This is a genomic window from Mesorhizobium sp. M1D.F.Ca.ET.043.01.1.1 (assembly GCF_003952385.1).
Taxonomy (GTDB): Bacteria; Pseudomonadota; Alphaproteobacteria; order Rhizobiales; family Rhizobiaceae; genus Mesorhizobium.
On sequence record NZ_CP034444.1, the window covers coordinates 5,912,175 to 5,932,419 of the forward strand.

A 20,245-nucleotide genomic window follows, 5' to 3' on the forward strand; every position below is an offset into this window, starting at 1 on the left:
GCCGGATCAGGCGCTCTTTGAGGCAGCCTCGCGACCGCCGGCGTCGCTGCCCGGTTCGCCGATGACGCGGTCGCGGCCGCCCGCCTTGGCCTTGTAGAGGCGCTGGTCGGCAAGCGCGAAGATATCGGCAAGGCAGCGTGTCGTCTCGCCGACGGTGGAGACGCCGGCGCTTACCGTGATGTTGAAGCGGCTGGTATGCGCCGAGGTCTTGACCGCGTTCCTGATGCCTTCTCCGAGCAGCTTCGCCAGCGCATGCGGTTGCGGGCTCAAGATCGCGAACTCCTCGCCGCCGATCCTGAACACCTGGTTTTCAGTGCCGACGGTTTCGATCAACACGGCCGCGACCGATTTCAGCACCTTGTCGCCCTCGGCGTGGCCGAACCGGTCGTTGATCGATTTGAAGTGGTCGACGTCGACGATGAGCAGGCTGAGCGGTCTGGCGGTCCGGATGCCCGCCGTGACAGCTGCCTCGCCGTCGGCATCGAAGCTGCCGCGATGCAAGAGCCCCGTGAGCCCGTCGCGGCCGACATGCTTGACCAGCGCCTCGTAGCGTTCGCGATAGGTGAGGGTGTCGAAAATGTCGGAGAGGCCGCGCGGCAGCGCGATCTCGTGGTCTTCGACCCATCTGAGATAGGCGACAAGCATGCCGCTGTAGACGAGTGCGGCCGCCATCTTGGCGAACCAGCCGCCGAAGAAGACCTCGATCGGCGCGCCGGCGACGAAATGCAATGCGGTGAAGAAGCCCGCCTGATCGAATGTCAGCACGCAGGCCACCGAAGCCAGGATGCGGGTGAAAGGCATATGGCGCAGATGGGCGCCGAGCTTTTCGTAGAGCAGGATGATCAGGATGGCATCGATGAAGAGCAGCGAGGTGCCCCACACCATCAGCCAGCCCATCTCGTCGATGAAGCCGATGTCGGGCATCTTGCCGTCCGGAAGCGGCGAGATCGCATGCAGGCGCAGGATCAGCACGAGCCCGATCATCACCGCATTGCCGAGCAGCAGGCCGTAGATCGGCTGGCGGACGGTCGCCGCGTCCTCCTTCATGTAGAGCAGGAGCAGCATCACCAGCTTGCCTGAAAACATGACGGCCGAGCCCGGCGAGACCATGCCGAAAGGCAGCGCGACGTAGAAGACGCTCGCGAGATAGGTTTCGAGGAACTGCATGACGCCGAGCGCGCAGACGAACACGCCAAGCCCGGTGCGGCGCCGGAAGCGGAAGAGCGTGACCATGGCGCCGAAGTAGAGAACCGCCTCGGCAAGGAGCAGGACAGCGTTCAGCACTGCGTCGATCCGATCTTTCCCGAAATCGCGCCCTCACGCGATTTTGCTCAACCTGCCATCGTTTTGACGGCGAATGGTTAACCGCTGCTTTCGTCAGCCGGGACGGAGCGACGAAAAGATCGATACCGGGGATGGATGTTTGAGCCCCGCGCAAGTTCCGGGACAAATTGCGGCATGCCGAAAGCGATTGCCGTTCGGCGCTTCATCGCCTACATAGCGCGCAACCCCCATTCAACCTGACACCTCAGTTTCCAGGGAAAGCGCGCGTGGCTCGCCAGTTCATCTATCACATGTCCGGCCTGTCGAAGGCCTACGGCACCAAGAAGGTGCTCGACAACATCCACCTGTCCTTCTATCCGGACGCCAAGATCGGCATTCTCGGCCCCAACGGCTCGGGCAAGTCGACCATCCTGCGCATCATGGCCGGGCTCGACAAGGAGTATCAGGGCGAGGCGTGGCTGGCCGAGGGGGCGACCGTCGGCTACCTGGCGCAGGAGCCGCAGCTCGACAACACGAAGACCGTGCGCGAAAACGTCATGGACGGCGTTGCCCGGAAGACCGCCATCATCGAGCGCTACAACGAGCTGATGATGAACTATTCCGACGAGACGGCGGACGAGTCCGCCAAGCTGCAGGACGAGATGGACCGCCTCAACCTGTGGGACCTGGAACAGCAGGTCGAAATGGCGATGGATGCGCTGCAGTGCCCGCCGCCGGAATCCGAGGTGACCAACCTCTCGGGCGGCGAGCGCCGCCGCGTGGCGCTGTGCCGGCTGCTGCTCGAGCAGCCCGACCTGCTGCTGCTCGACGAGCCGACCAACCATCTCGACGCCGAAACCACGCAATGGTTGGAAAAGCACCTGCGCGACTATCCGGGCTCGGTGCTGATCATCACCCACGACCGCTACTTCCTCGACAATGTCACCGGCTGGATCCTCGAGCTCGATCGCGGCCGCGGCATCCCCTACGAGGGCAACTACACCAAGTATCTCGACGCCAAGGCCAAGCGCCTGATCCAGGAAGGCCGCGAGGATGACGCGCGCCAGAAGTCGATCTGGCGCGAGCGCGAATGGATCCAGTCCTCGCCCAAGGCACGCCAGACCAAGTCGAAGGCGCGTATCAAGGCCTATGAGGAACTGGTCGAGCAGTCACAGAACCGCAAGCCGACCGACACGCAGATCGTCATTCCGTCGAGCGAACGCCTCGGCAATGTCGTGATCGAGGTCGAAGGCCTCAACAAGGGCTTTGGCGACGAGGTCCTGATCGAGAACCTGTCGTTCAGGCTGCCGCCGGGCGGCATCGTCGGCGTCATCGGCCCGAACGGCGCCGGCAAGACGACGCTGTTCAAGACCTTCACCGGCGCGGAAAAGCCGGATGCCGGTTCGATCCGCATCGGCGAGACCGTCAAGCTCGGCTATGTCGACCAGAGCCGCGACGCGCTCGATCCTAACAAGACGGTGTGGGAAGAGATCTCCGGCGGCGCCGAGGTCATCAAGCTCGGCAAGCACGAGGTCAACAGCCGCGCCTATTGCTCCTCCTTCAACTTCCGCGGCGGCGACCAGCAGCAGAAGGTCGGCAACCTTTCGGGCGGCCAGCGCAACCGCGTGCATCTGGCCAAGATGCTGAAGAACGGCGGCAATGTGCTGCTGCTCGACGAACCGACCAACGACCTCGACACCGAAACGCTGGGCGCGCTGGAAGACGCGCTCGAAGCCTATGCCGGCTGCGCGGTCATCATCAGCCACGACCGCATGTTCCTCGACCGCATGGCCACCCACATGCTCGCCTTCGAGGGCGACGCGCATGTCGAATGGTTCGAGGGCAATTTCGAGGAATACGAGAAGGACAAGCTGCGCCGCCTGGGCGCGGAAGCGGCGACCCCGCACCGCATGACGCACAAGCGGCTGACAAGGTAGGCCTGTTCGGGCGGCACGCCGGAGACACCACAAGAGGAGGCCTCACATGGCTGACTGGTCCGCCGCCCAATATCTGAAGTTCGAGGACGAGCGCACGCGGCCCGCGCGCGACCTGGCGGCGCAGGTGCCGGTCGACTTTCCGCGCCGCGTCGTCGATATCGGCTGCGGTCCCGGCAATTCGACGGAGCTTCTGGTCGCGCGCTGGCCGGATGCCGAGGTCAGCGGCTTCGACACTTCGCCCGACATGATCGAGAAGGCGAGGGCGCGGCTACCCAATGTCAATTTCGCGCTGGCGGATGCGGCCCAATGGCAGCCGGTACAGCCGGTCGACGTCATTTTCGCCAACGCGGTCTTCCAGTGGCTGCCGGAGCATCCGGCGGTGTTCCAGCGGCTGACGGGTCTGCTCGCGCCCGGGGGCGCCTTGGCCATTCAGATGCCCGACAATCTCGGCGAGCCTTCGCATCAACTGATGCGCGACACGGCGGCCGAGATGCCGTTCTCGGCCAAGCTCGAAGGCGCCGCTCGCGCGCCGCTGCCGCCGTTTTCCTTCTACTACGATCTTCTGTCGCCGCTCGCCGACCGCGTCGATATCTGGCACACGATCTACAACCATCCGCTGGCCGACGCGGAGGCAATCGTCGAATGGGTCAAGGCGACGGGACTGAAGCCGTTCCTCGATCCGCTCGACGCGGACGAGAAGAAGAGGTTCCTCGAAACCTACACCGCCAAGATCGCCAAGGCCTATCCGAAGACGGCGAACGGCAAGGTGCTGCTGCGTTTCCCGCGCATCTTCATCATCGCCAAGCGGGCTTGACCGGCCGCCGCTCAATTCGTCGCGATAACTGGGGCCAGCGGCCGGTTTAAGCTGGCATAAACCTGCCGAATGCGACAAGGGTTGCGCCGGGCCGTGTCCGCGCCCACATCAGAGCCCGCAACGCCCGTGCCTCGGACGGATTGGACATGCATCGCGTCATCATCAGCGGCATCGGCGCCGAAATCCCCGAACCCGTCATCACCAATGAAGAGCTGGTCGAAAGCTTCAACAGCTGGGTCGACGCCGAGAACGCGCGCCGCGCCGTCACCGGCGAGACGCCACTGCAGAAGTCGGACAGCGACTTCATCGTCCATGCCTCGGGCGTGCAGACCCGCCATGTGATCGAGCGCGAGGGCATTCTCGATCCCACCCGCATGGCGCCGCGCATTCCGGCGCGACCGGACGACGCGCTGTCGCTGCAGGCGGAATTCGGCATCGCCTCCGCCAGAAAGGCGATCGCCCATGCGGGTGTCGATCCGTCGGATATCGACCTGGTGATCTGCTCGGCCTCGCACCATCAGCGGCCGTATCCGGCGATCGCCATCGAGATGCAGGAGGCGCTTGGCACCAAGGGCGCCGGCTTCGACATGGGGCTGGGCTGCTCTTCCGCCGCGGCGGCGCTGCACATCGCGGTCAACCTGGTCAGGGCTGGGGCGCACAAGCGCATCCTGGTGTCGACGCCCGAGATCATCACCGGCCATCTCAACTTCCGCGACCGGCAGACGCATTTCATCTTCGGCGACGCCTCGGTCGCCATGATCGTCGAAGGGCTCAGCCAGGGCGAGAAGCGGCCGGGGCGTTTCGAGGTGCTCGACACGCGCACGTGGACGCAGATGTCGAACAACATCCGCACCAATCTCGGCTATCACACCCGCACCGCCCAGGACGATCCCTACATGATCAACCTGGAGGGGAACCTCATCAAGCAGGTCGGCAACAAGGTGTTCAAGGAAGTCACCGTTGCCGGCCACAAATTCATCGTCGAGTTCCTGGCCGAGCACGGGCTGACGCCGCAAGGCATCCGCCGCTTCTGGCTGCATCAGGCCAATGCGCGCATGAACGCGATGATCCTGAAGCTCGCCTTCGGCCACGACGTCGACCATGATCGCGCGCCGATGGTGCTCGAACGGCTCGGCAATACGGCGGGCGCCGGCGCCATCGTGGCGCTGTCCGAAAACCACGCCGACATGAAGGCCGGCGATTTCGGCCTGCTCTGCGCCTTCGGCGCAGGCTATTCGATCGGCGGCGCGCTGCTCAGAATGCTGTAGCCGTTTCAGGCCGGCGCGAAGGGCACCAGCATCGGCACGCGCTTGGCATACTCGTGATAGGCTGGGCCGAGCTCGCCGCGCAGGAAGCTCTCTTCCAACCTGGCCTTGACGACGATGCCGACAAGCAGAAGGGCGGCGCCGGCGATGCCCCAGACAGTGCCCTTCGCCGCCATGGTGGCCAGGATCGAGAGCAACAGGCCGGTATAGATCGGGTGGCGGACCAGCCGGTAGGGCCCGGTGTCGACGACGCGATGGTCGGCCTTCGCGGTGATGGTCCCGGACCACAGCCTGCCGAGATGCAGGCGCGCCCACCAGGCGAAGGCGATGCCGATGGCGATCAGGGCGACGCAGACCCAGGCCTCGACAAGCGTCGATGTCCAAAGCCGCAGCCGGCCGACATAGCCGTGCGCGGGGACGAACAGCAGGACGGTGCCGGCGAGCCACAGTACCCGATATTGGGCCTCGGCCCTGAAGCCGGCGCGCTTTTGCACGGGATCGGCCCAGAGGGTAGCCAAACTCCACGATACGATCCAAGCCAACCACAAGGCCGCGATTGCGGGTCCGGGATGCATGACCAAGCCTCTTTCCGATCGCGGCATCATCTAAGGGACGAGGCGCGGCAAAAGATAGTCGCGGCCGGTAAGAACGTCGTGATCACGGCAGGAAAGATCGTTCTCCGCCGGATCACGGCGCGGCGGCCATCGCTGCCGCCACCAGCGCCTCGCCAGAATATTGCCGGCCGCCGATACCCCAGCCGCCGTCGGGCGCATTGAGGATGTTGATCCAGTTGACCGGCGTCATGCATGGAATGTCGATCCAGGCGCGCGACGGCGCTTCGGCTGAAGACCTCAGGGCTCTGGCCGAGACCGCTCTTGCCGCCTGGGCAGCCGAAGTGCGAAAAGTGGCCGACTCGAAAGGCGAAACCGATGTCGGACCTTTTCTCCACGATTGAACCGCCCGTCGATATCGTGCCGGGCTGCAAGCTCGCCGCCAAGGCGGCAGCGCTCTACAGGGCGCCTTCCGATCATTTCGAGACAAGGCGGGTGGAGGAATTGCGGCTCGGCTTCGACGGCATCGAAGGGGATTTCCATGCCGGCGCGACGCGACGTTCGGGCGGGCGCGAGCCCTGGTATTCGCGCGGCACCGAGATGCGCAACGAGCGGCAATTGTCGCTTGTCGCTGCTGACGAACTGGCCATCGTCGCCGAGCGCATGGGCGTCGCTGAAGTCAAGCCGGAGTGGATTGGCGCGAACCTGCTGATCGAAGGTGTGCCGCGCCTTTCCATGCTGCCGGCGGGATCGCTGCTGTTCTTCAAGGGAGGCGCGACCATCAAGGTCGATGCGCAGAACGGGCCTTGCCGCTTCTCCGGACGTTCGGTCGCCGAGAATGCCGGCATGCCCGACCGCGAGGCAGGAGCGCTGCTGTTCCCCAAGGCCGCCAAACGGCTGCGCGGCCTCGTCGCGTGGGTCGAGAAGCCGGGCGTCATCAGGGCAGGCGAGGAGATCTCGGTGCGGGTGCCGGAGCAGTGGATCTACCGCGTATAGATCAAGGCCGCGCCACTTAGAGCGGTTCAGCTTTCACAAAGTCGCTGATCCGCTCTAAGCATTTGTTTTCACGCAATTCCGAACGGAAAACCGCTACGCACTTTTCCTGGAATTGCTCTAGCAGCGCGGCCTTGACGCACTCAGGCAGCCTTGCGGTTCTTGTTCGCGCCCTGGGCCATGACCGAGATATCGTCCCACCTCTCCCAGGTAGCGATACGGTTGGCGTATTCCTGGCGGATCATCGGCAGGCCGCCGTCGCCAAAGAAGACCCGGAGCGGCGGCTCGGCGGCATCGACAATGGCCAGCATCGCCGGTCCGGTTGCTTCGGGATCACCGGCCACGGCGCGGCCGCGGCGCTCGGCCATCGCGGCGCGGGCGGGCGCATAAGCCTCGATCGCTTTCGACGTCTTGGCCGACGGGCCGGCCCAGTCGGTGGAGAAACCGCCAGGCTCGACCAGCGTGACATGGATGCCGAATTCGGCGACCTCCAGGCTGAGCGACTGGCTGAACGCCTCCAGCGCCCATTTCGAGGCATGATAGAGGCCAAGTGAGGCGAAGGCGTTGACGCCGCCGATCGACGAGATCTGGATGATGTGGCCTGAGCGTTGTTCCCGCATGATGGGGAGTGCGGCCTGCGTCACCCAGAGCGCGCCGAACAGGTTGGTCTCGATCTGGTCGCGGGCCTCCTGTTCCGTGACTTCCTCGATGGCGCCGAAATGGCCGTAGCCTGCATTGTTGATGACGACGTCGAGGCGGCCAAAACGCCTGTGCGTTTCGGCAATGGCGGCTTCGACCGCCTTCTTGTCGGTGACGTCGAGCGCGATGGCGGCGACCTTGTCGCCATATTTCTCGACAAGATCGGCGAGAGTGCCCGCGTCGCGAGCCGTGGCAGCGACACGGTCGCCACGAGCCAGCGCCGCTTCGGCCCAGACGCGGCCAAAGCCCTTCGACGATCCGGTGATGAACCAAACCTTATCAGTCATGATCTACGATCCTTGCCCTGTGGGCGTGAATTCTCGGGGGTAAAACGGAGGAAGCTCCGCTTATAGGTACGGCGCCGTCAGCGTTTTTCCAGAGGCGGCGCCGGAATTATTTGGCCGGTGCCGCGACCGAAGCGAGGGGCGGAACCCTCACTCGTCCTCGTCGTCTTCCTCCAGCAAGCGCGTCGCGCGCCAACGGGTCAGCACCGCGTTGGTCTGCTCGATGACAAAGAAGCGCGCCGAGTCCCGGTCATAGCCTTCGGCGAGCAATTTCTCATAGTCCGTATGGGCGTGGCGGATATGGGCGATGGTTGCCAGCCATACCGCGATCGTCGGCGGCAAGGTCTTCATATGCACGGCGCCGGCATCGGCGCGGATCTTTTCCATGTCGGCATAGGGGGCGAACGGGAGGAGCGCGGTCAGCGCCTTGGCAATGGCGCGGCGACGGCCGGTCGGCGCGCTCATTTCTCGTCGCGTCCGACGATGGTCGCTTCGGGGAAGGCATCGGTCGAAGCGTAGTATGGCTTGATGTCGATGACCGCCGTGCCGTCGAGCACGTCGATGGCGTCGATCCCGATCCGGCCGGCCTCGATGTCGACCGCGACAAGCTTCGCGACATGCAGGCCGACAGGGTTCGGTCGGGCAGGGGAGCGCAGCGAGAAAACGCCTTTCGGTTCAGCGGCATGGCGCGGTTTCTGCACGATGAGATTCCGCGGCGCATGATCGAGCCAGGACAGGACGACGACGTGGCTGGCGCGGTCGAGATTTTGCAATCCCTGGCGATAGGGCTCGTCGATCAGAACCGTTGCCGTGCGTCCGGTCTCGCGGGCGGTGCGCATGTTCCTGGGGCAATCCTCGCGACTGGTCCAGGGCGAGACGATATGGCCGATGAAGACGATATGGCCGTCCGCCGGCATATCAGCCGGATCGATCTTCAGGAGCTTCTCGCCCTCGCGCGTCTCGAACATCGCTTCCGTCCGTTCAACCGTTCACGGCGCGCGGACCACGGCTGCGCCATTTTCTTGTCCGGAAGCGACATAGTGCTTGCCAGGGTTTCAAATTCGACATAAACATATCTTTATATCTTTCAGCGAGAAGCCGCTCATGCATGTCACGCTCGACACGATGGTAGATACATTGAAGGCGGCGGCCGAATCCAGCCGCCTGCGCATCCTGGTTCTGCTGTCGCGCGGGGATCTCACGGTCTCTGATCTTACCGAGATCCTGGGCCAGTCGCAGCCGCGCGTCTCTCGACACCTGAAGCTGCTGCTCGATGCCGGGCTGATCGGCCGCTACCAGGAAGGCTCCTGGGCCTTCTTCAGGCTGTCGGATACGGACAGCTCGCGCGATTTCGTACAGCGCCTGGTCTCCGGGGTGCGCGAGGCTGATCCGCAGGTGGTGCGCGATCTGGAGCGGCTGGCCGCGGTCAAGCGCAAGCGGCAGGACCGGGCCGCCGAATATTTCTCCGAGAACGCGGCGAGCTGGGATCGTATTCGCTCGCTGCATGTGCCCGATCGCGCGGTGGAAGCCGCATTGCTCAAGCTCGTCGGCAAGCGGCCGTTCCAGTCGATGCTCGACCTCGGCACCGGCACCGGCAGGCTGCTGGAGATCTTTGCGCCACTCTACCGGCGCGGCGTCGGCATCGACATGTCGCGCGAGATGCTGACGGTGGCGCGCGCCAATCTCGACAAGGCGGGGATCGCCAACGCGCAGGTGCGCCAGGGCGACATCTTTTCACCGCCCGTCGAACGCAACGCCTTCGATCTCGTCACCATCCACCAGGTGCTGCACTATCTCGACGACCCGGCACGCGCCATCGGCGAAGCGGCGAGGCTGCTGCGTCCGGCCGGCAGGCTGGTCATCGTCGACTTCGCGCCCCATAATCTGGAGTTCCTGCGCGACCAGCACGCCCATATGCGTCTCGGCTTCTCGGACCGGCAGATCGCAGACTGGTTCGAGGAGGCAGGGATCGATCTCGAGGACAGCCAGGAATTCGAGCCGCGCGGGCAGGCCGAGGCCAGGCTCACCGTCAAGCTCTGGCTCGGCCGCGATCGCCGCCTTCTGATCGCGGACCCGTCCAACGACACGCTTCCAGCGAAAGCATATCCAATGGGGGAAACAGCCTGATGAACCAGTTCCGCTTTTCCCGCCGCCCCGACATTGGCGACAAGGTCCGGGTTTCGTTCGAGTTCTTCCCGCCGAAGACCGACGAGATGGAAGCAAGGCTCTGGGACACCGTCACCCGGCTGGAGCCGCTCAAGCCGAGATTCGTCTCGGTCACCTACGGCGCCGGCGGCTCGACCCGCGAGCGCACGGCGCGCACGGTGAAGCGCATCCTCAACGAGACGACGCTGACGCCGGCGGCGCATATGACCTGCGTCGACGCGCCCCGTCACCAGGTCGATGCCGTCATCCGGGAATTCGCCGACTTCGGCGTCACCCGTTTCGTCGCCCTGCGCGGCGATCCGGCCGCGGGCGTGGGCACCGCCTACCGACCGCACCCGGATGGCTATGCCAACGGCGCCGAACTGGTCGGAGCGCTGAAGAGCGTCGGCGATTTCGACATCTCGGTCTCGGCCTACCCCGAAAAGCATCCGGAAAGCCCGGATTTCGCCACCGACATAGACATGCTGAAGCGCAAGGTCGACAATGGCGCGACGCGGGCGATCACCCAGTTCTTCTTCGACAACGATCTCTACGAGCGTTATGTCGAGCGGGCGCGCCGCGCCGGGATCTACATCCCGATCGTGCCCGGCATCCTGCCGGTGCACAATTTCACCCAGGTCGCCAATTTCTCCTCGCGCTGCGGCGCGCTGGTGCCGGCTTGGCTGGCCGAGCGCTTCGAAGGGCTAGAGAACGACCCGCAGACGCATGCGCTGGTGGCATCCGCCGTGGCGGCCGAGCAGGTGCTCGACCTCGTCGAGCGCGGCGTCGGCGATTTTCATTTCTACACGATGAACCGGGCCGATCTGGTCTTTGCCGTCTGCCACATGATCGGTATCCGCTCGCATGAGGCGGAGGCGGCCGGCTCGGCGGCAGCCTGATGCTATGTCGCCCAGAAGTGTGCAGCGGTTTGGGAGAACGACATGGATCACAGTGAGGACTGAAACGGAAAAGGCCGGGTGAAACCCGGCCTTTTCGAACTGTTCGGACTACTCTCGGTGCTGGTCTTCCCGGCTTCAGCGGGTCAGGGAAGAACGCCTATGATAAGGGCACCGATGAATGCGAAAGCGGCACAAATCATCAAAGCGTTGATTGGCCTCGTCAGTCCCATGCCATAGCCTCCTCTTCAGAGCTATGGCCGGAATCTAGAGTCATTTGGGTCACAGGCAAGCGGAAAACGTGCTGCAATGCGACATGATTGTGGAATTTGCGACTTCGGATTTGCCGTTAGCCATTGAAACTCTTCGGCAAAAGCCGACTTAGGAGTTGTGAATAAATTGTGGCGGCGCTGTGGCATGACACCGCTACCATCGGCCGAACAGGCGGCCGTCGATGGTGATCAGGCCGAGTCCGATCAGCACCATGCCGCCCATTTCGAAGAGCTGCAGCCGCTCGCCGAGGAACAGGAATCCGAGCAGCACGGCGCTGACCGGCACGATCAAGGTGACCAGCGAGGCATTGGTGGCGCCGGCCGAGGCGACGAGGTTGAAATAGAGGATATAGGCAAAGGCCGTGGAGAGCAGCGCCAGCCCAAGCACGGCGGCCCAGACCGGGGGCGAAGCCGAAAGCAGCCGGGCCGGGCCGTAGGCAACCAGCACCACGGGGATCATGATGATGGTCGAGGCGGTCAGCTGCGCGGTGGCGATGACCGGCGAGGGCACCCCCTTGAAGCGTCGCGCGACCATCAGGGCGACCGCGTAGGAGAGCGAGGCGCCGATCAGCGCGAACTTGGCCCAGACCGGCCCGCCAAGGCCGGCAGCCAGACCAGGACCGATCATGACAGCCGTCCCGGCAACGCCAAGCGCGATGCCGGCCAGCTTGTTCCATGAGAGCTTTTCGTCGGTGGTGAGCGCATTGGCGAAGATCAGCGTCCAGAACGGCGTCGTGGCGTTGAGCACCGAGGCGACGCCGGCGCCGAGCTCGGTCTGGCCGGCGAAGATCAGCGAGAAAGGGACAACGTTGTTGGTCAGCGCCAGCAGGAAGAACAGGCCGGCGTAAGGAAAGGCGAGGCGGAAGGACGGGCCGCGGACGGCCAGATAGAGCTGAAGCGCGGCCGCGGCGATCGCGACGCGAAACAGCACCAGCGCCAGCGGATGGATCTCCGACACGGCAATGCGGGCAAAGAAGAAGGAGCCGCCCCAGATCGCGCCGAGCAGCAGGAGCTGCGCCCAGTCCTTGAGCGTCATCGGGCCGCGCGTCGCCGCGGCGCCAACCGTAATCGTCATGTCGTCCACCCTCCCAGGCCGATCGCAATCTCAGCCGCCGAACAGCTTCAAACGATATCCGGTCCGGCGGCAAGGGCCACCCGAAACCTGACCGATGGTTTGGCGTTGGCGGAAAGGGTGCAGTCGGCCGAGCGCCAAGGCGAGACACAGAACTGTTTTCTTTGGCGGCTAGCTGTGAGCTTTCGGGAGGTTGTCCATTCGGACCGGACCGAGGAGACTGGAGTTACCACGCTTCAGCATCCATCGGAGGATCCGAATGAACATCCATAAGAATGCCCGTCTCACACCGCTGCGTCGAGAGGAGATGGCGCTGTCGGTGATAGAAGGCGCTTTCTCCAAAGCCCATGCGGCGCGTGTCTACGGCGTGTCGGCCAAGATCGTGGCGCGCTGGGTCGAGCGCTACAAGTCCGAAGGGCGGGCCGGCATGATCGACCGTTCCTCGCGGCCCGCCCATATGCCGCAGGCCACCGCTGCGTTGATCGCCGAGCGCATCATGGCGCTGCGGCGGCAACGTTGGACCGGCAAGCACATCGCCCATGAGGTCGGCGTCTCGCCCGCCACCGTTAGCCGGGTTCTCAAGCGTGCCGGACTGTCGCGGTTGCGGGATATCGAACCGGCCGAGCCGATCCGACGCTACGAGCGCGAGCATCCTGGCGAGATGATCCATATCGATATCAAGAAGCTCGGTCGTTTCGAGCGCATCGGTCATCGCATTACCGGCAAGCGCACCGGCAATGCCAGCTCGCGCGGCAGCAGTTGGGAGTTCGTCCATGTCTGCATCGACGACGCCTCCCGCATCGCCTTCTCGCAGATCCTGCCCGACGAGAAAAAAGAAAGCGCCATCGCCTTCCTCAAGGCGGCGGTGGCCTACTACGCCAGCCTCGGCGTCACGATAGCCCGCGTCATGACCGACAACGGCTCCTGCTACAGATCAAAGGCCTTCGCCAAGGCCTGCCGCGATCTCGGCCTCAAGCACGTCAGGACAAGACCCTATACACCCAAGACCAATGGCAAGGCCGAGCGCTTCATCCAGACAGCACTGCGCGAATGGGCTTATGCCATCGCTTATCCGACTTCAGATCACCGCGCCGCAGAGTTGCCGGTCTGGCTGCACAGATACAATTGGCACCGTCCCCACGGGAGCCTAAAGTCCAAAACACCTATCAGTCGCCTCGCTCTAACCGAGGACAACCTGTTGAGGCTCCACAGCTAGCTAGGATTAATTGTGCGCGCCCAGATCAAGGATTCCCCCATGCAGCGATTCGAAAATGCCCGCGAGGCGGCACTGGCGCTTCGTCCGGACGATCCGGTCTACTGCTTCCGCCCGCAGGTTCTCAGGGCCGACGCCCTGCAGTTCATGGGCATGTTTCCCGGCAAGACCGCCTATGCGGTCAAGACCAACGGCGAGCAGATCGTGCTGAGGACGCTGGTCGAGGCCGGCGTCAGCGCCTTCGATGTGGCCTCGCCCGGCGAGTTCGCCGCCGTGCGCGCCGCCTCGCCGGATGCCGAGATGCTCTACATGCATCCGGTCAAGGCGCAGTCGGACATCAAGCTGGCGCTGGAGAAATACGGCATCCGGGTGATCTCGCTCGACCACGAGGACGAGATCACCAAGCTGACGCGCGTGGTGCGGGCGCTCGACCTCGATCCGGGCGCTCTCACCGTCTTCGTGCGCATCCAGACCAAAGGCCATGCCGCTTACGAGCTGTCGAAGAAATTCGGCGCCGGGCCCGCCAACGCGGTCGAGCTTGCCGAGCGGCTCAACCGCACCGGCTACAAGGTCGGCCTGTGCTTCCATGTCGGCAGCCAGATCGAGGACCCGGACACCTATGAGCGGGCGTTGGCCTCGGCCGACTGGGTGCGCAACCGGCTGACTTTCGACATTGCCGGGCTCGATGTGGGCGGCGGCTTTCCGGCCGAATACGGCCACGATCCCAATCGCAAGCACATTGAGATGCCGTCACTCGGCCAACTTATGTCGCGGCTCGCAGGCGACCTCAAGGAATACCAGTTTGACGAGATGCCGCTGGTGGCCGAACCCGGCCGCGTCATCGTAGCGCGTTGCCTGTCGCTGATCGTGCGCGTGCTGCTGCGCAAGGGCAAGCGGCTCTACATCAATGACGGCATCTGGGCTTCGCTCTCGGATTCATGGACCGGCAAGATCACGCTGCCGGCGCGCTTCATCCCGGATCCGGCGATCCGCACGCGCAATGGCGCCGAGAAGAACATCGTGCCGTTCAAGGTCTGCGGGGCGACCTGCGATTCCGTCGACATATTGTCCAGGCCGTTCTGGCTGCCGGAAACGGTCGACACCGGCGACTGGATCGAGATCGGCCATATCGGCGCCTATTCGCTGTCGCTGAGGACGCGCTTCAACGGCTTCTTTCCCGATACGTTCGTCGAGGTGGCGACGCCGTTCGACGAGGGCGATGCGCCGGAAGGGTTTGCGAGCTTGGAAACCATGGCAGACTAGGCAACTCCGCCGCCGGCCTGGATGTTCTCGCCGGTAAGCCAACGGGCTGCGTCGCTGGCCAGGAAGACGGCGACATCGGCAACATCGCGTGGCGCGCCTATCCGGCCGAACGGCGACATGCCGGCTGCCACGGCGCGATCCCGCTCGGGCAGCAGGTCGGTGTCGGTGAAGCCCGGCGACAGCGCATTGACGGTGACGCCGCGCGGCCCGAGCTCGCGCGAGAGCACGCGAACGAACTGTTCGACGGCGCCCTTGCTGCCGAGATAGAGCGCGGTCTGCGTGAAGAACATCTTGGTGCCGCCGGTCGAGACGGCAATGATGCGGCCCCCGTCGCGGACACGCTTGGCCGCTTCCTGAAGCGTGAAGAACGTGCCCCTGGCATTGGTGCCGAAGACGAGATCGAAATCGGCCTCGCTTGCTTCGACGAGCGGCTTCATGACGGCGACGCCGACATTGGCAACGACAATGTCGATGGCGCCGAGTTGGTCCTCGGTTTCGTCGAAGAGTCTGCGGACATCGGCCGGAATGGAAATATCCGCTTGAATGGCCAACGCCTTTCCGCCGTTGGCCGAAATGGCGGCGACCGCGTCATCGGCGGCTTTCCTGTTGCCGACATAGTTGACGACGACGGAGGCGCCCTTGGCGGCGAGACCCTCGACGATGGCACGGCCGATGCCGCGCGAACTGCCGGTGACGATTGCGGTTTTGCCCTGCAACGATTGAGACATGATCGACTTCCTTCAACTCTTCGCGGCTGCGCCGGCGGCCGTTGGGTTGAGAGATAGTGACATGCAATTGATCGAATAATTGCCTATTATCTGACTGTGTTGTTAATCCAGGAATACATAATGCGCGGGTCCGAATTCACCGAGCTCAAGGCGTTCGCGGCGATCGTGGAAGAAGGCAGTTTCGTCCGTGCGGCAGCGCGGTTGCGGGTGTCGCCGCCGGCACTCAGCCAGTCGATCCGGCTGTTGGAGGCGCGTATCGGCGTGAGGTTGCTCAACCGCACGACGCGCAGCGTCTCGCCGACCGTGGCCGGCGAGAGGCTGTTCACGCGCCTTGGCGTTGCGTTCGGAGAACTGGAAGACGCCGTCGCCGAGGTTCAGGCCGCGCGCGACAGGCCGGGGGGCTCGCTGCGCATCAACGTTCCGCGCGTCGCCGCGATGCGCTTCGTCGCGCCGGTTCTCGGCGACTTCCAGCGCACCTATCCCGACATCGCGCTGACGGTCATCGTCGACGACATGCTGACCGACATTGTCGAGGGTCGTTTCGACGCCGGAATCCGCCTCGGTGAGCGGCTGGAAAAAGATATGGTGGCAGTGAAGCTGAGTGAGGATCTGCAGATGGCAGCGGTGGCTGCTCCGGCCTATCTGGAAGGCCGCGCGGTGCCGCGTCATCCACAGGACCTGCACCAGCACCGCTGCATCAATTTCCAATGGCCCGGCGGGGGCAACATCTACCGATGGGAGTTTTCGCGCGGCAAGCGATCGCTGGAAATCGCGGTCAAGGGAAGTCTCACCGTCAACGACACGGAGCTGTTGCTCAACGCCGCGCTGGACGGGGCAGGCGTGGCCTACATGATTGATTATCAGGTGCAGCCATGGATCGAAAACGGCAGGCTGGTCCGGTTTCTCGAACCGTGGTCGCCCCGCTTTCCGGGTTTCTATCTATACCATCCGAGCCGCCGGCTCGTGCCCCCGGCGCTGCGTGCATTCATCGATTTCGTGCGGTCGAGGCGAGGTTAGAGGAATCTCGCCGCCATTCACAATTTCGCCAGCAACTCAGGCGTCGGCCACCCGTCCACCGGAAGGCCAAGCCGCATCTGTTCCTTGCGGATCGCCTCGCGGGTGTTGGTGCCCAGGATGCCGTCGACGGTGCCGACGTCGTAGCCCTTGGCCTCGAGCTTGGTCTGCAGCGCCTTCATCTGGTCGCCGCTGAGGCCTTGCTCCGGCGTGCGCGGGTCGAACTGCGGCGCGCCGGCGAGCCGGCTCGCAAGCACCGCCGCGGTGAGCGCGTAGGTGAAGGACTGGTTCCACTCCAGATAGACGTCGAAATTGTCGTAGGTCAGGAAGGCGGGGCCCTTGCGGCCCATCGGCAAGGCGAGCCCGGCCTTCAGGCCGTTGTCGACCAGCGGCGTGCCGTCCGGATTGGTGACGCCCCACTGCGCCCATTGCGAGATCGGCAGCTTGTTGGTGCGGCCGGTCTGGTCCCAGGGCATGTCGTCGGGAACGCGCACTTCCTCGACCCAGTGCTGGTCGCGCTTCCAGCCGCGCGACAGGATTTTGTCGGCCGTGGTCATGATCACATCGGGCGCACTGTTGCGGAGATCGACCTTGCCGTCGCCGTCGCCGTCGACGCCTCGGGCGAGGTAGTCGGTCGGCAGGATCTGCGTCTGGCCGATCTCGCCTGCCCAGGCGCCCTTGACGTCGACCGGCAGCACGCCGCGGTCAATCAAGGTCAGCAGCGGCACCAGCTGCGGCCGGAAGAGCTGAGGCCGGCGGCAGTCATGCGAGAGGGTGACCAGCGCGTCCAGCGTATGGAAGTCGCCCTGCACGGCGCCGAAATCGGTCTCCAGTCCCCAGAATGCCGTAATGACGGCAGGCTGCACGCCGAATTCCTTGTCGGCGCGCGCGAAGACGTCGGCATACTTCTTGAGGTTGGCCGCGCCCTGCTTCAGCCGGTAGGCCGAGACCATGCGGTTCGAGAATTGGGTGAAGGTCTGGGCGAACACCCCTTGAGCGCGGTCGCGCGCCAGCACCTTCTCGTCGATGGTGGCATTTTCCAGCGCATCCAGGCCGGCGGCGCCGACGCCGGCTGCCTTGGCTTCCGCTGCCACGCCCTGTTTCCAGGCTTCGAAATCGCCGCCGCATTCCTGCGCCGCTACAGGCCAGGCGAAAGCGCCGACCAGCAGCGCCGCCAGGATTTCAACGCGCAATCGCATCGCTTCCCTTTCGAGACCGGCGCATGATCCGCTGCCCGGCGCAGACAGGACCATGCGTAGATTTCAAAATTCAGGAGCGCCGTTCGGCACCCCGGTGGGGTGCGCCGCTCCGCATCACCAGCGGTTGCATATATCGCCGCCCGCCGTGTCGAAAAGCAGGCACGGGGGCCGATGTCAACGGGTGTTCTGCCGCAGCCACTTGTTCCAGGCGGCTTCCGAGCCGTTGAAAACGTTGATGTCGGACTTGCCGGTCATGCCGGGCACGATGCCGGTGCCGGTGTATTGCCAGAAGGTGAAAGGATGGCTGCCATACTTCTGGCGCGGATGGCCGGCGACCGAGCGCAGCCAGTAAGGATAGCCGCGGAACGTCGCCAGCCCGTTGTCGTCGAAGAAGTCGAGCGAGGTGTAGATGATCGGCTTCTTGCCGTAATGGCGCTCGACGATTTCGAGGAAGGTGCTCATTTCGCTGCGCACGGTCGCGGGGTCGGGGCGCAGCCTGCAGGTCGGCGATTTCGGGTTCCATTCCATGTCGAGCACTGGGGGCATCGCCGACGGGTCCCTCGGGACATTGGCGATGAACCAGCGCGCCTGGGTGGCGGCCGGCGTGCAGAAATAGAAGAAATGATAGGCCGCGCGCGGGATTCCGGCGGCCTTGGTGCGCGACCAGTGCTCATTGAAATAGTCATCGAAACGGTCGCCGCCCTCGGTCGCCTTGATGAAGGCGAAGGAGATGCCGCTGGCCTTGGCCGCCGGCCAATCGACCGAGGTCTGGTATTTGGAGACGTCGGTGCCGTGGATGGCATAGCTCCAGGGCGCGCCGCTATCCCATTCATGCGGCTTGGAATCCTCGAAACGGGGCGCGCGCACCGCGACCGTCGGCGCTGACGGCGACAGCGGCGAAAGATCCTCGACGGTCGAGCAGGCGCCCAACAGCGTAAGCATCAGGATGGCCGCAAGACGGCGCATGATATCCCCCGAGCCGGGATCAGCCGGCCGCTGATGGGTCCTTCACTGATGGTGGTCGCTTACGCAGGCCCCCTTCGGACAGCCACCCCACAGGGCCGCCCGCTCTTCACACAAGTCGTTGTCCCAAAGCAAGCTTGGCACTTTTGGGCGACATCCCTCCGTGATCGCCGAACATGGTTGATAATCCATTGACGGCGATCGACATCAGACATGATTTTGCGGAAGCAATGGCGGCAAATCGATGACATAAAGCGAGCCGGAAATCCAAAGGGTGGGGAAAAATGCGAGCTGTCGTGAGGTTCATCAAATGGCTGCTGGGCCTCGTGGTGCTGGCGGCGGTCGCGCTCTTCGCCTGGCTTTACCTTGCGCCGCCCGAGCTGATCCGTGTCGGCTCCGGCTATTCGGCCAAGATCGTCTGCTCCAACGTCTTCATCGCCGGCCGCGACCCGAATGAAGTGCTGGCCGTCGACGTGCAGGCGCCAGGCCACCCGCTGCTCAAGCTGATGAAGGTATCCGTCGACAAGGAAAGGGGACTTGTTTCGGCGGGCCTGCTTTGGGTTCTGGGCAAGAGCGTCGCCGTCGAGCGCGACGGTGTCGGCTGCGCATCGGTTCCGGATGGCGACACCGGAACGGCGCGGCAGACCATCCTGCGCGCGGCACCGCCCGCTGCGGCGGCGCTGCCGGACGCGCTCTGGCCCGACGGCGAGCGGGTGGATGCTTCGCAGAACCCCGAGGCTTCGAAGGTCGTCGACGATGCCGCCATGGCCGGGGCCGGCATGCGCGCGATCGTCGTGGTGAAGAACGGCCGCATCGTCGCGGAGCGCTACGGCGACGGCTTTTCGGCCAAGACGCCGCTGCTCGGCTGGTCGATGACCAAGACGGTGAATGCCGCGATCGTCGGCACGCTGGTGAAGGACGGCAAGATGGTGCTCGACAGCAAGGGCCTGTTCGCGCCGTGGAAGGCCGACGGCCGGGCGGCGATCACCCTTGCCGACATGATGGCGATGTCGAGCGGGCTGGAATTCAACGAGGACTACGGCGACGTCGCCGACGTGACGCGCATGCTCTATCTCGAGCCGGACATGGCGGGCTTTGCCAACGGCAAGCCGCTCACCGGCGAGGTAGGCAAGGTGTTTTCCTATTCGAGCGGCACGGCCGTCATGCTGTCGCGCCTGTGGCAGGACGCGGTTGGCGACAAGGCGAAGGCGCTGGCGTGGCCGCGCACGGCGCTGTTCGAGCCGCTCGGCATGAAGAGCGCCGTGCTCGAGACCGACGAACAGGGCACTTTCGTCGGCTCGTCCTATCTCTATGCCACGGCGCATGACTGGGCGCGCTTCGGCCAATTCCTGCTGCAGGGCGGCGTCTGGAACGGCGCGCAGATCCTGCCGGCCAGCTTCGTCGACTGGATGAGGCAGCCCGCGCCGGCCTCGAAAGTCTACGGCAAAGGCCAGGTCTGGATCGAGGGGCCGGGCGATGAAGAAAGTCCCGGCGCGGGCGCCGCCGCCGGCCTGCCCAAGGACACCTATTGGATGGAGGGCCATGACGGCCAGATCGTGGCCATCATCCCGTCGGAGCAACTGGTCGTGGTGCGGCTCGGACTGACGCCGGCCAAGCTCAATTATCGACCGCAGACCATGGTGGCTGCGCTGGTGAAAGCCTTACACCAGTAGC

The 20,245-nt window shown here is 64.5% G+C and carries 20 protein-coding genes; 10 read left to right on the top strand and 10 right to left on the bottom strand.

Translation table 11 applies throughout. From position 1 onward, the window contains the following. Positions 1-6 precede the first annotated feature (6 nt). The gene (locus EJ067_RS28305; RefSeq protein WP_126088442.1) at positions 7-1,284 is read right to left on the bottom strand and encodes a GGDEF domain-containing protein; all 1,278 of its coding nucleotides are present in this window, start codon (positions 1,282-1,284) and stop codon (positions 7-9) included. A gap of 266 nt (positions 1,285-1,550) precedes the next feature. On the opposite strand from EJ067_RS28305, the gene ettA reads away from it, so the two are divergent. From ettA to EJ067_RS28320, 3 genes are all read left to right on the top strand, one after another. After that, positions 1,551-3,200: an energy-dependent translational throttle protein EttA gene (gene ettA, locus EJ067_RS28310; protein ID WP_126088443.1), complete on the top strand. Its 1,650-nt coding sequence runs from the start codon at positions 1,551-1,553 to the stop codon at positions 3,198-3,200. A 46-nt stretch (positions 3,201-3,246) separates the two neighbouring features. After that, a complete protein-coding gene (tam, locus tag EJ067_RS28315; RefSeq protein ID WP_126088444.1) occupies positions 3,247-4,014 on the top strand; it encodes a trans-aconitate 2-methyltransferase in 768 nt (255 codons plus the stop codon). 146 nt (positions 4,015-4,160) lie between these two features. Next, entirely contained in the window at positions 4,161-5,282 is a 1,122-nt protein-coding gene (locus tag EJ067_RS28320; protein ID WP_126088445.1) for a beta-ketoacyl-ACP synthase III, read from the top strand. Between the two features lie 5 nt (positions 5,283-5,287). Here EJ067_RS28320 and EJ067_RS28325 read toward each other — a convergent pair whose 3' ends face one another. After that, positions 5,288-5,797: an isoprenylcysteine carboxylmethyltransferase family protein gene (locus tag EJ067_RS28325; RefSeq protein WP_245468079.1), complete on the bottom strand. Its 510-nt coding sequence runs from the start codon at positions 5,795-5,797 to the stop codon at positions 5,288-5,290. Positions 5,798-6,208: 411 nt separating this feature from the next. Between EJ067_RS28325 and EJ067_RS28330 the strand changes: the two genes are divergently transcribed. Then, positions 6,209-6,826 carry an MOSC domain-containing protein gene (locus EJ067_RS28330; protein ID WP_126088447.1) on the top strand — a complete coding sequence of 206 codons (618 nt, stop codon included), beginning with the start codon at positions 6,209-6,211 and terminating at the stop codon, positions 6,824-6,826. Between the two features lie 140 nt (positions 6,827-6,966). On the opposite strand, the gene EJ067_RS28335 is transcribed toward EJ067_RS28330, so the two are convergent. The 3 genes from EJ067_RS28335 to tsaA all read right to left on the bottom strand — a co-directional run bounded on the left by EJ067_RS28335 (position 6,967) and on the right by tsaA (position 8,774). Next, positions 6,967-7,809 (bottom strand): SDR family oxidoreductase, encoded by an 843-nt coding sequence (locus tag EJ067_RS28335; RefSeq protein ID WP_126088448.1) that lies wholly within the window; start codon positions 7,807-7,809, stop codon positions 6,967-6,969. A gap of 147 nt (positions 7,810-7,956) precedes the next feature. Beyond that, complete coding sequence (locus EJ067_RS28340) at positions 7,957-8,271, bottom strand: DUF2293 domain-containing protein (protein WP_126088449.1); 315 nt, start codon at positions 8,269-8,271, stop codon at positions 7,957-7,959. After that, complete coding sequence (gene tsaA, locus EJ067_RS28345; protein WP_126088450.1) at positions 8,268-8,774, bottom strand: tRNA (N6-threonylcarbamoyladenosine(37)-N6)-methyltransferase TrmO; 507 nt, start codon at positions 8,772-8,774, stop codon at positions 8,268-8,270. Before tsaA ends, EJ067_RS28340 begins: the two co-directional genes overlap by 4 nt. 136 nt (positions 8,775-8,910) lie before the next feature. Between tsaA and EJ067_RS28350 the strand changes: the two genes are divergently transcribed. Both EJ067_RS28350 and metF read left to right on the top strand, forming a co-directional pair. Next, entirely contained in the window at positions 8,911-9,933 is a 1,023-nt protein-coding gene (locus tag EJ067_RS28350; RefSeq protein WP_126088451.1) for a metalloregulator ArsR/SmtB family transcription factor, read from the top strand. Continuing rightward, positions 9,933-10,850 (top strand): methylenetetrahydrofolate reductase [NAD(P)H], encoded by a 918-nt coding sequence (gene metF, locus EJ067_RS28355; protein ID WP_126088452.1) that lies wholly within the window; start codon positions 9,933-9,935, stop codon positions 10,848-10,850. Before EJ067_RS28350 ends, metF begins: the two co-directional genes overlap by 1 nt. 423 nt (positions 10,851-11,273) lie before the next feature. Here the strand turns inward: metF and EJ067_RS28360 are convergent, their stop codons facing one another. Continuing rightward, a complete protein-coding gene (locus tag EJ067_RS28360) occupies positions 11,274-12,194 on the bottom strand; it encodes a DMT family transporter (RefSeq protein WP_126088453.1) in 921 nt (306 codons plus the stop codon). Positions 12,195-12,450: 256 nt separating this feature from the next. Between EJ067_RS28360 and EJ067_RS28365 the strand changes: the two genes are divergently transcribed. Together EJ067_RS28365 and EJ067_RS28370 are read left to right on the top strand one after the other, a co-directional pair. Beyond that, entirely contained in the window at positions 12,451-13,407 is a 957-nt protein-coding gene (locus tag EJ067_RS28365) for an IS481 family transposase (protein WP_126063820.1), read from the top strand. Positions 13,408-13,446: 39 nt separating this feature from the next. After that, complete coding sequence (locus EJ067_RS28370; protein WP_126088454.1) at positions 13,447-14,667, top strand: alanine racemase; 1,221 nt, start codon at positions 13,447-13,449, stop codon at positions 14,665-14,667. Here the strand turns inward: EJ067_RS28370 and EJ067_RS28375 are convergent. After that, entirely contained in the window at positions 14,664-15,395 is a 732-nt protein-coding gene (locus EJ067_RS28375) for an SDR family oxidoreductase (protein WP_126088455.1), read from the bottom strand. The two genes, EJ067_RS28370 and EJ067_RS28375, sit on opposite strands and share 4 nt — an antisense overlap. Before the next feature lie 120 nt (positions 15,396-15,515). Between EJ067_RS28375 and EJ067_RS28380 the strand changes: the two genes are divergently transcribed. Then, positions 15,516-16,412: a LysR family transcriptional regulator gene (locus EJ067_RS28380; protein WP_126088456.1), complete on the top strand. Its 897-nt coding sequence runs from the start codon at positions 15,516-15,518 to the stop codon at positions 16,410-16,412. 17 nt (positions 16,413-16,429) lie between these two features. Here the strand turns inward: EJ067_RS28380 and EJ067_RS28385 are convergent, their stop codons facing one another. The 3 genes from EJ067_RS28385 to EJ067_RS34755 all read right to left on the bottom strand — a co-directional run bounded on the left by EJ067_RS28385 (position 16,430) and on the right by EJ067_RS34755 (position 18,878). Beyond that, a complete protein-coding gene (locus tag EJ067_RS28385; protein ID WP_126088457.1) occupies positions 16,430-17,608 on the bottom strand; it encodes a lytic murein transglycosylase in 1,179 nt (392 codons plus the stop codon). A 174-nt stretch (positions 17,609-17,782) separates the two neighbouring features. After that, entirely contained in the window at positions 17,783-18,574 is a 792-nt protein-coding gene (locus tag EJ067_RS28390) for a GH25 family lysozyme (RefSeq protein ID WP_126088458.1), read from the bottom strand. Positions 18,575-18,680: 106 nt separating this feature from the next. After that, on the bottom strand, positions 18,681-18,878 hold the full coding sequence (locus EJ067_RS34755) for a hypothetical protein (RefSeq protein WP_189510865.1): 198 nt from the start codon (positions 18,876-18,878) through the stop codon (positions 18,681-18,683). Here EJ067_RS34755 and EJ067_RS28395 point away from each other — a divergent pair. Then, on the top strand, positions 18,856-20,244 hold the full coding sequence (locus tag EJ067_RS28395; protein ID WP_126088459.1) for a serine hydrolase: 1,389 nt from the start codon (positions 18,856-18,858) through the stop codon (positions 20,242-20,244). The genes EJ067_RS34755 and EJ067_RS28395 overlap by 23 nt on opposite strands. Position 20,245: the final 1 nt, after the last annotated feature.